The 13,337-nt window shown below is 50.2% G+C and carries 14 protein-coding genes and 1 other RNA gene; 9 read left to right on the top strand and 6 right to left on the bottom strand.

Annotated features, from left to right (window positions below; translation table 11 throughout):
• A partial coding sequence (locus tag VFS25_RS08295; RefSeq protein ID WP_326461664.1) for a DUF5103 domain-containing protein occupies positions 1-1,296 on the top strand: 1,296 nt, incomplete at its 5' end.
• 12 nt (positions 1,297-1,308) lie between these two features.
• Here the strand turns inward: VFS25_RS08295 and VFS25_RS08290 are convergent.
• Positions 1,309-2,643 carry an NAD(P)/FAD-dependent oxidoreductase gene (locus tag VFS25_RS08290; protein WP_326461663.1) on the bottom strand — a complete coding sequence of 445 codons (1,335 nt, stop codon included), beginning with the start codon at positions 2,641-2,643 and terminating at the stop codon, positions 1,309-1,311.
• 122 nt (positions 2,644-2,765) lie between these two features.
• Between VFS25_RS08290 and VFS25_RS08285 the strand changes: the two genes are divergently transcribed.
• Complete coding sequence (locus VFS25_RS08285) at positions 2,766-2,984, top strand: hypothetical protein (protein ID WP_326461662.1); 219 nt, start codon at positions 2,766-2,768, stop codon at positions 2,982-2,984.
• 15 nt (positions 2,985-2,999) lie between these two features.
• Here VFS25_RS08285 and fsa read toward each other — a convergent pair whose 3' ends face one another.
• Together fsa and ffs are read right to left on the bottom strand one after the other, a co-directional pair.
• A complete protein-coding gene (fsa, locus tag VFS25_RS08280; protein ID WP_326461661.1) occupies positions 3,000-3,653 on the bottom strand; it encodes a fructose-6-phosphate aldolase in 654 nt (217 codons plus the stop codon).
• A gap of 247 nt (positions 3,654-3,900) precedes the next feature.
• Positions 3,901-4,000, bottom strand: an RNA gene (gene ffs, locus VFS25_RS08275) — signal recognition particle sRNA small type.
• Positions 4,001-4,188: 188 nt separating this feature from the next.
• On the opposite strand from ffs, the gene VFS25_RS08270 reads away from it, so the two are divergent.
• Complete coding sequence (locus tag VFS25_RS08270; RefSeq protein ID WP_326461660.1) at positions 4,189-4,608, top strand: DUF5684 domain-containing protein; 420 nt, start codon at positions 4,189-4,191, stop codon at positions 4,606-4,608.
• Positions 4,609-4,729: 121 nt separating this feature from the next.
• Complete coding sequence (locus tag VFS25_RS08265; RefSeq protein ID WP_326461659.1) at positions 4,730-5,197, top strand: RDD family protein; 468 nt, start codon at positions 4,730-4,732, stop codon at positions 5,195-5,197.
• A gap of 6 nt (positions 5,198-5,203) precedes the next feature.
• Here the strand turns inward: VFS25_RS08265 and VFS25_RS08260 are convergent, their stop codons facing one another.
• The gene (locus VFS25_RS08260; RefSeq protein ID WP_326461658.1) at positions 5,204-5,929 is read right to left on the bottom strand and encodes an RDD family protein; all 726 of its coding nucleotides are present in this window, start codon (positions 5,927-5,929) and stop codon (positions 5,204-5,206) included.
• A gap of 38 nt (positions 5,930-5,967) precedes the next feature.
• Here VFS25_RS08260 and VFS25_RS08255 point away from each other — a divergent pair, with 38 nt between their 5' ends.
• The 5 genes from VFS25_RS08255 to VFS25_RS08235 all read left to right on the top strand — a co-directional run bounded on the left by VFS25_RS08255 (position 5,968) and on the right by VFS25_RS08235 (position 11,529).
• The gene (locus VFS25_RS08255; protein ID WP_326461657.1) at positions 5,968-6,951 is read left to right on the top strand and encodes a stage II sporulation protein M; all 984 of its coding nucleotides are present in this window, start codon (positions 5,968-5,970) and stop codon (positions 6,949-6,951) included.
• Positions 6,952-6,967: 16 nt separating this feature from the next.
• The gene (locus VFS25_RS08250; protein ID WP_326461656.1) at positions 6,968-7,807 is read left to right on the top strand and encodes a DUF4129 domain-containing protein; all 840 of its coding nucleotides are present in this window, start codon (positions 6,968-6,970) and stop codon (positions 7,805-7,807) included.
• 39 nt (positions 7,808-7,846) lie between these two features.
• Entirely contained in the window at positions 7,847-9,085 is a 1,239-nt protein-coding gene (locus tag VFS25_RS08245; RefSeq protein ID WP_326461655.1) for a DUF4350 domain-containing protein, read from the top strand.
• A complete protein-coding gene (locus VFS25_RS08240; RefSeq protein ID WP_326461654.1) occupies positions 9,085-10,065 on the top strand; it encodes a MoxR family ATPase in 981 nt (326 codons plus the stop codon). The genes VFS25_RS08245 and VFS25_RS08240 overlap by 1 nt, the downstream gene beginning before the upstream one ends.
• A 123-nt stretch (positions 10,066-10,188) precedes the next feature.
• The gene (locus tag VFS25_RS08235; protein ID WP_326461653.1) at positions 10,189-11,529 is read left to right on the top strand and encodes a DUF58 domain-containing protein; all 1,341 of its coding nucleotides are present in this window, start codon (positions 10,189-10,191) and stop codon (positions 11,527-11,529) included.
• Between the two features lie 3 nt (positions 11,530-11,532).
• Here VFS25_RS08235 and VFS25_RS08230 read toward each other — a convergent pair whose 3' ends face one another.
• Together VFS25_RS08230 and VFS25_RS08225 are read right to left on the bottom strand one after the other, a co-directional pair.
• Positions 11,533-12,234 (bottom strand): hypothetical protein, encoded by a 702-nt coding sequence (locus VFS25_RS08230; protein WP_326461652.1) that lies wholly within the window; start codon positions 12,232-12,234, stop codon positions 11,533-11,535.
• A 54-nt stretch (positions 12,235-12,288) separates the two neighbouring features.
• Positions 12,289-13,290, bottom strand: a complete 1,002-nt coding sequence (locus VFS25_RS08225; protein WP_326461651.1) for a nitronate monooxygenase — start codon at positions 13,288-13,290, stop codon at positions 12,289-12,291.
• Positions 13,291-13,337 lie beyond the last annotated feature (47 nt).

Raw genomic sequence — 13,337 nt, 5'->3', positions numbered from 1 at the left:
GTTATGATGATACAACGCTTTTTCCTGCTGCTGCTGGCGGGGCAGCTGCTGACCGCCTATAATGCTGCCGCCCAGGAAGCACCCCCTTCGCCGGACCATGTTTACTTTAATAACATAAAATCGGTGAAGTTCAATGCAGGCGGTGATCCGCTGAGCTTACCGGTAATACAGCTGAACTCCGGTGATAAGCTGGAGCTGAGCTTTGACGACCTGGATAATGATACCAAGAACTATTATTACACTTTTGTGTTGTGCAATGCCGACTGGAGCCGGGCGCAGGTGAACACTTTTGATTACCTGCAGGGCTTTTCGGAGAACCGTATACAGGATTACCGCTTTTCCAGCATTGCCCTGCAGCGATACACGCATTACAGCGCCGTGGTGCCTAACAGCAACAGCTATCCCAAAAAGTCCGGTAATTACCTGCTGATGGTGTACGTGGACAGTGATACGTCGCAGCTGGCTTTTACCCGCCGCATGATGGTAGTGGATAACAGGGCCGGCGTGTCGGGGTTTATACAGCAGCCGGTAAGCCCCAAGCTGTTCCGCACCAGCCAGAAGGTGAACTTTTCCATTAACACGGGCGGGCTGAATATTAATAATCCTTTTGACCAGGTTAAGATATACATATTGCAGAACTACCGCTGGGATAACGCTATCAGCGGTATAAAACCCATGTTCCTGAAAGGAACGGAGATTGTGTACAATACAGAGGTGGATTGTGTATTTCCCGCGGGCAAAGAGTGGCGCTGGATAGACCTGCGCAGCTTCCGCCTGCAAACCGAGCGGGTAGATCATTCCGACTACCGGCGTAACGGCACGGATATTTATGCCAGGCCTGATTTTGAAAGGGCCACTACGCTGTACCAGTTTATTAAAGACCTGAACGGGCGCTACCAGCTGGCCACCCTTGACGATTATGATCCCAATTATGAAGGCGATTACGCCGCCGTGCACTTCACTTTCCCGGCCAAGGAGCCCTATGCCGGTTACGATATGTATATTTTTGGAGAGCTTACCAGCTATGAATGCAATGAAAGCAACAAGATGGTGTACAATCCCGAAAAAAGGGCTTATGAAGGCACGCTGTTCCTGAAGCAGGGTTTTTACAACTACCTTTACGGCTTGATAGATAAAACAGTGCCTAACGGCAAGTTCAGCACGGAGTATACAGAGGGCAACAGCTGGGAAGCTGAAAATAATTATACCATACTGGTATATTACCGCCCCCTCGGCGGCCGTGCCGATGAACTGGTGGGTATGGTAAACCTGAACAGTGTGCTGAACAGGAAATAAGAGCGGGCCGCGTTAGCTTACCTCCTCCTGTTCGGGATGCAGAATACTTTGCCGCAGTTTTACAATGTTGGCTGCGCCGCGTTTAATAATAATGCGGGTGCCGCGGTCAAAGGTAAAGTAGCGGTAAATCCAGTTGGTGAGCACCACCATCTTATTGCGGAACCCCAGCAGGCTCATAAGGTGTACCGCCATCCATATAAACCAGGCAAAGCGGCCCCCCAGTTTTGTTTTACCAATTTCTGCCACTGCTTTATTACGGCCAATGGTAGCCAGGCTGCCCAGGTCTTTGTATTTGAAAGGCTGCATGCTGCGGCCCTGCAGGCGTTTTACCAGGTTACCGGCTACCAGCTTCCCCTGCTGAATGGCTACCTGGGCCACCATGGGATAGCCGCGGGGAAACCGTGGATCGTTGGTCATTTGTGCAATGTCGCCTATGGCCAGTATGTTATCAAACCCTTTTACCTGGCAATATTCATTCACCATTATGCGGCCGTTAGGCAATAGAATTTCTTTATCAAAGCCTTTAATAGGTATGCCTTTAACCCCGGCCGCCCATATGAGCGATTTGGTGGCTATTTTTTCGCCGTTGCCCAGCAGCAGGGTTTGGCCGTCATATTCCTTTACAGCCGTGTTTAATAATACCTTAACGCCTAAACGTTGCGAACCTTCCAGTGCTTTAGCGGAAGAAAATTCGCTCATGGTGGGCAGCAGCCGGGGGCCCATTTCTACCAGGTAAATATCCATACAGTCGAGGGGCAGTTCGGGGTAATCTTTGGGCAGTATGTATTTACGCAGCTCTGAAATGGCGCCGGCCATTTCCACGCCGGTAGGGCCGCCGCCTACAATTACAAAGGTGAGCTTGGATTTTATTTCTTCCTTATCCGCAAGCAGCAGGGTTTCTTCAAACTGCTTTATCACGTAGTTACGGATCTGTACCGCCTCTATAAGCGATTTCATGCCTATGCCATGCTGCTCTATAAGCTTGTTACCGAAGAAGTTGGTATTACTGCCGGTGGCTATCACCAGGTAATCGTAATGTATTTCACCAATACCGGTTTCCAGTGTGTTCTCTGCGGGGCGTACGCCTTTTACTTCTGCCATACGGAAGTGCAGGTTCTTTTGCCTGCCGAAAATGCCGCGCAGCGGAAAGGCAATGCTGTCCGGCTCCAGGCCGGCGGTAGATACCTGGTACAGGAGGGGCTGAAAAAGGTGATAGTTGTTCCGGTCCAGCAGCACTACCTGTACGGGCGCCTTACGCAGCTGCTTGGCCAGGTTAATGCCGCCGAAACCGCCGCCTACAATTACTACGCGGGGTAAGCCGGTGTCGGGGATATTGGGCTGCATCATAGTAAATTATTTATGAGATGAGATAATATGTGGTTTGCTTAAGTACAACCGGCGACAAATGCTGTACCAGCTGTAGTGCTTTCATGTATCGCATATCAAATTTACAGAATTTTCAGAAAAAAATGAAAATAAGATGCAGGAGGAAAAGGGAAAGAAATGGAGGCAGGAAAAATATAAAGTATAGGAAGAAAGGAAAAAGAAATGGAGGCAGGAAAAACAGGAAGATAAACAGTGACAGCGGACCGCAGGGCAGGAAAGAAGGCGCCTGCGCAGAAAAAGCGCGGAAACAAGCAAAAAAAAATCCCGGCACAACTTGCACTGCACCGGGAATACCATCTTAAAAAGTGTACAATCTTTTACCTGCTTTTCTTGGCGTCTTCCAGGAATTTAGCCAGGCCAATATCGGTAAGCGGGTGTTTAAGCAGGCCCAGTATTGAGTCTAACGGGCAGGTACAAACGTCTGCGCCGGCTTCTGCGCACTTTACAATGTGTAAAGCATTGCGGATAGAGGCAGCCAGTATTTCTGTCTTAAAGCTCTGTATGCTGTAAATATTGGCAATTTGCGCAATCAGGTCCACACCTTCCCAGCCGCTGTCATCTATACGGCCAATGAAAGGCGATACATAAGCAGCGCCTGCTTTCGCAGCTAATATGGCTTGCCCGGCAGAAAATACCAGGGTGCAGTTTGTTCTGATTTTATTTTCGGTGAACCACCTGATGGCTTTTACGCCATCTTTAATCATGGGCACTTTTACTACAATACGGGGATGTAATGCCGCCAGCTTCTTGCCTTCTTCGATGATACCGTCAAAGTCGGTAGATACCACTTCCGCACTAACGTCGCCTTTTACCATATCGCAAATGGTTACGTAATGCTTCATGATTGCTTCTTCGCCTTTTATACCTTCTTTGGCCATCAGGGAGGGGTTGGTGGTTACCCCGTCTAAAATACCCAGGTCGTGCGCTTCCTGTATCTGTGCAAGGTTAGCTGTATCAATAAAGAATTTCATATTTTAAAGGATTTTGTCTGTTAATTATTTGTTGAATAGCCCTCATGACACTTTTGCCGCAAAGGATGTTCCTTTTTTTTGAAGGGATGCCTACGCGTATTTGCAGAACAGTGGTAGCAGGAGCAGTAATCAGGTGGATCAGGTCATTGGAGCGCCGGTTGGTCATTAGGCGGTGGAGGAAAATAGCCACCGGATGACTATTTGACGGGCACTAATGACGCTGGAAGAACTTGGAATTAAGAAAAAAAAACGGCAAGTTACTTACATCGCACCGCTACAACCGCCTACCCTTGCTACATTCCTGTCCTGGGGGAGTTCAGCAGGAGCTGGTCGTATAAGACTTGCCGCTTGCAAAGGTAAGGTAATTGCGGAAAAATGCAAACTTTCCGGCCAATTAATCAAATTAGTTTATAAGGGTTTATACGTATATTTTAAAAAATAATATAAATTAGTAAACATTTACAAGGAAATATGGTTTATTTGTAATGTTATTCTTTAACCTATTTTTAAACCTCAACATTAAAATCAGTTAACTATGGACTCCGCAATGTCATCCTTTTTCATTGTGTTCTTCCTTATTATGCTGGCGCTTGCCGTGGTGGTAATTGCCGGCATTTGGAAAGTGTACGAAAAAGCCGGCCAACCTGGATGGGCAGCCATTGTACCTTTTTACAATCTTTATATCCTTACCAAGATCATTGGTAAACCCGGATGGTGGGTTTTGTTGATGATAATTCCTTACGTGAACATCATCTTCATTATCTGGGCTTACAACCTGCTGAGCAAAAGCTTTGGCAAGGATGTAGGCTTTACGATAGGCCTGGTGCTCCTGGGCTTTATCTTTTTCCCGATTATGGGCTTTGACAAATCCATCCAGTACCAGGGCCCTGCCGGCAACCCTTCTGCCGGTAACCTGGGCGACCAGATACAAAGTATTGGCGCAGATGTGCGCTAACCGGCACAACAGCTTGCAAGCGCACTGTATTTATTTAAACATGAAGGTGTTCCGCCCAAAGCGGGGCACCTTCTTTTTACCACCGGAAAATGCACCTTTCGGGTTATAAGACACTTATATCATGGAGCCGTTTCATACACCTTCCGGCCAGCAGGACCTGCTGACCGATCTTGACGAATTTGTAGTACTGAAGCCAGCCGCTTCAAGGGGACAACGTTTTGCGAACTACCTGGTTGACCTGATCATTACCTATATTATAGCATTCGGTTTCCTGTTCGCAGCAGCTGTTTTAATGGAGCTGGGCGGCGCAGATTCCAGCGCCATGCTGGACCAGACCCTTGTTAATTACCTGGTGGTTTATGCCTCATTGGTGTTTTATACTGCTTTAATGGAAGCTTTTAACAAGGGCCGTACGCTCGGGAAGCTGATCACCGGCACCTATGCAGTAAAAACAGATGGAAAGGCGGTGGACTTTGGAACAGCACTAAAGCGCGGGCTATGCCGTATAGTACCCTTTGAACCCTTTTCCGCCTTTGGTGAGGCGCCCTGGCACGACCGGTGGACCAATACCACCGTGGTGAAGAAATAAGGAACTTTAGTCTTTGGTAACGTAGTAGTTGTAATCGTTCAGCAGGGTTTCCAGGAACTGCATATGATCCATATCGGTTTCTATTTTCAGCACATCCCGTACACGGTAAGATACTTTGGCGCTTAGCTCCAGGTTATTGGACTTAAGGGCAAGGTCCATCAGCTCTTTTACCTTGTTAAGGTCTTTATCGGAAAGGCGCAGGATCTGTGGAAAATGCGGCTCATAGTTGGCCTGGGATATATCCCGGAAAATAGTATCGCTCAGCTTACTTTTTGTTTTCGTGTTTACCACAATGGTGCCGGCTACCAGGTCGCCCAGGCGCTGGTTGTATTTAGAGCGTATAATGGCTACGATAGGTACTACGCCCCAGATGATCAGCGGTGTTTCCAGTATGCGAAACAGCCAGCGGATCATGTGCTGGCTAAAGCTGGGCGGGTTGCCCAACAGGCTTACCACTTTAATGCCCATGGCCTTTTTACCGGGTGTTTGCCCGCCCATGAATATCTCCAGTACCAGGAAGTAAAAGCTGATGGGAATAAGAATGGTCCAGAAGGCAAAGATGGTACCATTATCGCCGGACCATCGTACATTGGCCACCACTACCAGTATCAGGCAAAGGTAGCCGGCGCGTACCAGCAGGTCAATAAACCAGGCGGCAATGCGCTGGCCAATGTCAGCCGCTTCAAATTCGAGATCAATATTAAAAGCGGTAGGGATTTTTATAGCAGCCATATTACAAATTTAGTAATTAATGTATATGTTTGTCCGGTATGAGAGAATCTACTTTCATTAAAAAAAACCTGGCGCGCTGGCAGCAATACCAGCAGGAGCCGAGCGACGACCCTGATGTGATGGCGGAGCGGTTCACCAGCCTGCTGGATGACCTGGCCTATGCCAAAACCTTTTACAGCTTCAGCAAGGTAACCCACTACATTAACGGCATGGCCGCCGCCATTTACCAGCATATTTACCGCAACCGCCGCGAAGATGCAGGGCGGGTGCGGCGTTTTGCACAGTACGAGCTGCCGCTGCTGATACGCCGGCACCACCGCTTGCTGCTGTTCACCTTTTGCTATTTTCTGCTGTTCTGCATTATAGGCGCGTTTTCCGCTGCGCACGACGAAAGCTTTGTGCGCGGCGTGATGGGCGATGAGTATGTGAACATGACGGAGCAGAACATCAGCAACGGCGATCCTTTTGGCGTATACAAAAGCGGCAATGAATGGGTAATGTTCCTGACCATTGCCTATAATAATATTAACGTGGCCTTTATGTGCTTTGTAGGCGGTATTATGTATTGCGCAGGCACCTTATGGCTGCTGTTCACGAACGGTATTATGCTGGGCTCTTTCCAGTACTATTTTTTTGCCAAGGGCCTGGGATTGCAATCCGTGCTGGTGATATGGATACATGGTACCCTGGAAATATCCGCCATTGTAATTGCCGGTACGGCCGGCATGATTATGGGCAGCGGGCTGCTTTTCCCTGGTACGCGCAAACGGGTAGACTCCCTGAAACGGGCCGCCAAAGACGGTGTTAAAGTAATCGTGAGCCTGGTGCCGGTGTTTATAGCAGCAGCTTTCCTGGAAGGGTTTATAACCCGCCATACCGCTATGCCCATGTGGCTGAGCATATCCATTCTGCTGCTATCGCTTACCTTTATCATCGGCTATTTCGTAATATACCCGGTATACCTGCAGCGTAAGGGCTACCGGCTTACTATTGACGGGACATTATTAAAACCTGCCGCCTGACCCAAATGAACAATATATGCAAATAACGGAGAGGTATAAACGCTGCTGGCTGGCGGCTGCCTGCCTGTTGCTGCTGCTGTTGCCCAAAGGGCTGCAGGCGCAGGACACCATCTTTGCCGGGAAGGCAACAGGCCAGCCAATGAGAGAGGGCGTGTGGCAGGAAGAGGAGGAGGAAGACACCACGGCCATTCCTCATTACCTGTGGGACCAGGCCGCCCCTGCAGAAGCCGACAATGTTGACGACTGGTGGCGCAGCAACCGGCTGGTAATCCGGAAGGTGCCCCCCACCGTAATGGATAAGCTGAGGGCCGATAAAAAGCTGCAGTATGACCGCAAACCGGTACCGCCGTCTAAAGGCATGCGCTGGCTGGGCATGGCGCTGATGGCCTTTGCCGCCTTCCTGTATAGCATCCGCATAATTATTTACATATTGCTGATAGCAGGCGTGGCGCTGCTGATCATGTTCTTTATGCGGCAGCAGGGATTCCGCTTTTACCGCCGCAAAGAAGATGCAGCGCTGCCGGATGTGGAAGATGCGGCCCCGGAAGCCCATGCCTTTGACAGGCAAATACAGGATGCTATTGGCGCCGGGCGCTTCCGGCAGGCAGTAAGGCTGCTGCATTTGCAGGCCCTGTACCTGCTCTCTGAACGGCAGCTGATCACCCTGGGCAAGGATAAAACCAATACCGATTATTTGCGCCTGTTGTATAAAACCCGGTGGCACCAGCCGTTTGCGCGCCTTACCCGGGATTATGAATACATCTGGTACGGAGAGGTGGCCGTGAATGCAGAACAGTTTAACAGCGTTTACCAGCGCTTCCACGACTTTAAACAGGCATTAGGCAATCAATTGTGATGGTGAAATGAAAAGAGCATCTTATCAAAATATTATTCGTTGAAATCAAAGCTTTCCATAATCATTGTAGTGCTGGTGATAGTATGTATTATACTGCTGCTGGTAGCCGGCACACGCTCGCTGGAGAACAATGAGGTTATAGATCTTACACAGCAAAGCTTTTCCTATAAGGATAAAAAGCGGGGCGGCTGCTATGTGGCATTCCAGTGCCTGCCACACCTGTACAACCAGGAGCCGGTAAAGGTGGTTACCAAGCCTTTCAGCCTTACTTACCGGAAAAATACGAACCTGCTGCGCGGAACAGGCAACCTGTACCTGCTGGTAACAAAAAAATTATATACCACCGAGCAGGATGTTACGGATATGCTGCGGTTTGCCGCTAACGGCAACCAGCTGTTCCTGGCTACAACAGCCCCCGACAGTATACTGCAATCACGTTTATCGGTTAAAGTAGATACGCTGGATCATGGTTTTATTGCGTCCACCAGCGTAGAGCATTATGTGAACCCGCACCTGGCGCCCGACACAGTGTTTTCACGCGGGGGCATTGCAGCGGGCCGTTATTTTACCAGCTATGATACCAGCGTTACCACCATACTGGGCACCGGCAGAATAAAAGACAGCACCGGGCGAAGAATGCCCAACTTTATACGTATTACCTACGGCAGGGGCGCGGTGTTCCTGCTGCTGAACCCATCTTCCCTTACCAATGTTTTTTTGCTGGAAAAGCAAAACATTGCATCACTTGAAAAACAGCTGGCCTATACCTATAACAATCCCAATGCAGTGTATTGGGATGAGTATTACAAATACCTGAACGGTCCCCGCGGCGATTTCAGCGAATGGCAGGTGCTGATGCGCTACCCCGCCATGCGCTGGGCCTTATGGCTGGTGCTGGCCCTGCTGCTGCTGTATGTGCTGTTTGAAGGCAAGCGCCGGCAGCGTATTATACCGGATAAGGAAGTGCTTACCAACAACTCGCTGGAGTTTGTGGAAACACTGGGGCAGCTTTACTACCAGCAGGGCAACAACCGTAACCTGGCGCAGAAAATGGTGCTGCACTGGACAGAGTACATCCGCTCGCGGTTTTACCTGAACACCAGCTACCTGAACCAGGCATTTATTGATACGCTGGCCCGTAAATCGGGCATGCCCGTTGCGGCGGTGCGTGATATAGTAGACAGCATACATCATATACAGCTGGAAGACCATATCAGCGATGCGTACCTGGAACAATTCTATAAGAACATACATCAGTTTTACCTAAACACGAAATAATGGACGTAAATACATTTGAACCCAGGTCAGACCTGTCCTCCCTGCATCAGTCAGTGGCCGCCATCCGCGCCGAGATCGGTAAGGTAATAGCCGGCCAGCATGAAATGATAGACCTGCTGATCACCGGGCTGCTTACACAGGGGCATGTGCTGATAGAGGGGGTGCCGGGTGTGGCCAAAACGCTTACCGCCAAGCTGCTGGCCCGTTGTGTGGATGCTGATTTTTCCCGCATACAGTTTACACCGGATATTATGCCGGCCGATGTGCTGGGCACTTCGGTATTTAACCCGCAAACCCGTGAGTTTGAATATAAGCGCGGCCCTGTTTTCAGCAACCTGGTGCTGATAGATGAAATTAACCGTGCGCCGGCCAAAACGCAGGCTGCCCTGTTTGAGGTAATGGAAGAGCGGCAAATCACCAACGACGGCATCACGCACCCGCTGCCCCTGCCGTTTATGGTAATAGCCACGCAAAACCCTATTGAGCAGGAAGGCACTTACCGCCTGCCGGAAGCGCAGCTGGACCGTTTCCTGTTTAAAATTGAAGTGAAATACCCGGCTATAGCCGAAGAGGTGGCCATGCTGCAGGCCATGCACCAGCATAATAACATGCAGGATATTACCATGCTGGTGAACCGGGTGGTAACCGCTACCCAGGTTATTGAGTACCAGGCGCTGGTACGCACCGTACACATTGAAGAAAAGCTGCTGCATTACATTGCATCGCTGATACAGGAAACCCGCGTAAATGCATCATTGTACCTGGGCGCATCGCCGCGTGCCTCCCTGGCTGTTATGAACTGCGCCAAAGCCGTAGCTGCCATGAACGACCGTGATTTTGTAACGCCGGATGATATTGTAAGCATGCTGCCGCATGTGCTGCGCCACCGTATTATGCTAACGCCGGAACGTGAAATGGAAGGAATCACTACAGATGAAGTGATTGCGCAGATCATCAAAGCTGTAGAAGTACCGAGATAATAAAAAAGCAGAAAGCAGAAAGCAAAAAGCCCGAAAGCCCGGGTTTATGGGATATAGAATAAACAGATAATGCAGGAAAAGCTTTATGCTTTCAGCTTTCCGCTTTCCGCTCAAACGTAACAGATGTCTATCAAAGAAACATACCGCTCCTTATTCTTCGGCAACCGCTTTTACCTGTGCCTGGGTGGAAATGTGCTGCTGTTTGTACTGGCGTTCTTTTTCCCGGCCCTGTATGTTATTGCGCAGCTGGTGTTTGCCGTACTGGTGGCGTTGCTGCTGCTGGATGTAATAATGCTGTACGGTAATGCAGCGCCGTTGCAGCTGCAGCGCCATATGGCTGCACGCTTCAGTAATGGCGATGACAATGAGGTACGCATCACCATACAGAATAATTTCCGTTTTCCGGTAAACCTGTCTGTGATTGACGAGCTGCCCGTCCAGTTCCAGCTCCGGGATCATGTGTTGAAAGCCCGGCTGAAACCCGGCACCACGCATGAATTTTCTTTTACTTTGCGCCCGTTGGAAAGGGGCATCTATAATTTCGGCAATACCAATGTTTTTGTCGCCAGCCCTTTTAGTTTCGTAAAACGGCGGGTGTTGTTTGAGAATGAGCAGGCAGTAAAAACCTATCCTTCTTTTTTACAGCTGCGCAATTACGAGCTGCTTTCTTTTACCAACCGGCTGAATGAGCTGGGCGTGCATAAAAAGCGCACTATCGGCCACAGCATGGAGTTTGACCATATTAAGGAGTACAGCAGGGGGGATGATGTGCGCATGCTTAACTGGAAGGCAACGGCCCGCCGCGGCAACCTGATGGTAAATACTTATGTGGAGGAACGCTCCCAGCAGGTGTACTGTGTGATTGACAAAGGGCGGAACATGAAAATGCCTTTTGACGGGTTAACCCTGCTGGATTATGCTATTAATGCCACGCTGGTGTTCAGCAATGTGGTGCTGCAAAAGGGCGACAAGGCCGGCCTTACGACCATAGGCGCGCAGCAGGTAGATATACTGCCGGCCAGCAATAAAAAAACGCATCTTAACAAAATACTGGAAATGCTGTATGCGCAGCAAACCCAGTGGCAGGAGAGTGACTACGAAAGGCTGAGCATAAGCCTGCGCAGCGCCCTGTCGCAACGCTCGCTGCTGATACTTTTCACCAACTTTGAGTCTACCACCGGTATGCGCAGGCAGCTGCCCTATTTACGCCGGCTGGCCAAATATCACCTGGTGCTGGTAGTGTTTTTCGAGAACACGGCGCTAAAGCAGGTTACGGAACAGGAGGCAACGGATGTAGAGGGTATTTACAGGCAGGTAATTGCGCAGCAGTTTGCCTATGAGAAAAAACTAATTGCGCGTGAGCTGTCGCAATACGGCATTATGAGCTTGTTATGCACGCCGCAGCAGCTGACCATACAGGTTATCAATAAATACCTGGAGCTGAAGGCCAGGATGCTGATATAGCGGTTACCCGCCCCGTTTCTTTCTCCGGTTGTTATTGAACAGGTCCCGCTCATCCTTGATGATCATGGAGTCATCATCCTGCTTTTGTTTTACAGGTATCACCGTATGGATCACCATGGAGGGGTTAAGCTTATAGGTAGCGGTAACATTAATAAAGCGGCTGGTATCTGGGCGGCTTAGCAGCAGGTCCTGCCCCAGCAGCCGGCCGGCAGAGGCGGCAAACTGTATGACCGAAGTGTCCAGCGGGTATATTTTACCTGTGCTGAAGCGCCCCTCTACATTCAGATAAAAGCGGATGTCTTTTTTCAGGCTGTCGGCATAGTGATGAAAGCGGATGCCGGTAAGGTAGGGCAGCTGCAGGGTGGTTGCTATGGGCTGCTCCACATCGGGCAGTGTTACCAGCAGCTTTACCTGGTACTGGTTCTGCGGCAGGTAGCTGCGGTCAAATGTAAGCACGCCGTTGCGCACCGTGCCATCCGGTGAGGTTACCTTAATGTATTTCCAGCGGTAATTGCCGTGCATAAACCCTTCTGTAGCGCGTATCTCGCCATTGGTGTAGGTAATCTCCAGCCCAATGGGCGCCTGGTTAAACAGCTCTACAACCGCAGTGGTGTCGTAATAAGCGGTAATGCTTTTTACTTTATGCTGCTGCGCCTGCAGCAGTAGTGGCAGCAGCAGGCCGGCGAGTATCAGGTAGCCTTTCATTATCATTTTCAAAACAAACCATAAATATAAACATTCAGCGGCAGTTGGGGGGTGCTATGCCTTGTAAGACAAATGCCGGGTGTATTCCAGCGTTTCCTCCAGCTCCTGTATGAGCCGTTGCACAATAGCAGCGGTAGGCGCAATATCCTCCACCATTTCCACGCTTTGCCCTGCGCTCCATAAATGCTGATAGGAGCCGGGGCGGATGGCCTGCTCCAGCTTTTTCATGCCCCTCAGCTGCACCAGCATTTTAAAGTATTTACGGGTACGCGGGTTGCGGCTCAGCATTTTCTCCATCCAGTTTTGCTTATAGCCTATTTTTTTGGCGGCGGGGGTATTGATAATGTTGCAGGGGGTGCCGGACAGGCGTTCTGTAAGTACAATATCCTCCATACCATATTCCAGTATGGCCTGCTTATATGCATCGCTTACGCCGGCTTCCCGGCTGGCAATAAAGCGGGTGCCGATAGATACTGCGTGGGCGCCCAGCACCAGGGCGCTGGCCATTTGGCGGCCGGTGGCAATGCCGCCCGCTGCCACCAGGAACTTGTCCGGGAAGGCCTTTTGTAAGGCGGGCACCAGCACATGCATGGGGTAGGGGCCTGCATGCCCGCCGGCGCCGGCGCATACGGCAATAAACCCATCGCAGCCCTCTTTAGCGGCTTTTTCTGCATGCTGCAGGTTGGTAACATCGCACAGCACTTTGGCGCCATAGCCGTGGGCAGCGTCAATTACCTGGCGCGGGTTGCCCAGGGAGGTGATATAAAAGGGCACCTGTGCCTCCACGCAGGTTTGCAGGTGTTTTATATATAGCGGGTTGGTTTTTTGTACAATCAGGTTTACCCCGTAGGTGCCTGTGGGGTTATGGGGGGCGGTGCGGTAGGCATTCAGCCTTTTCAGCAGGGCCTTCAGCTCGTCCTCTTTCCGGAAGTTGAGGGAGGGGAAGGTGCCGGCAATGCCATTGTCCATGGCGGCTTTTACCATGGCCTCATTGCTTACCAGGAACATGGGCGCCTGGATAACAGGATAGCGAATGTGAAGGAAATCAGTGTGCATAGCGTGAGCAATGGTTAATTACGGATTGGTCAATTACGGATTGGGGC

This window comes from Chitinophaga sp., from assembly GCF_035761305.1.
Lineage (GTDB): Bacteria > Bacteroidota > Bacteroidia > Chitinophagales > Chitinophagaceae > Chitinophaga.
The sequence above is the reverse complement of the archived record's forward strand: the minus strand, read 5'-3'. Positions and strand labels throughout refer to the sequence as shown.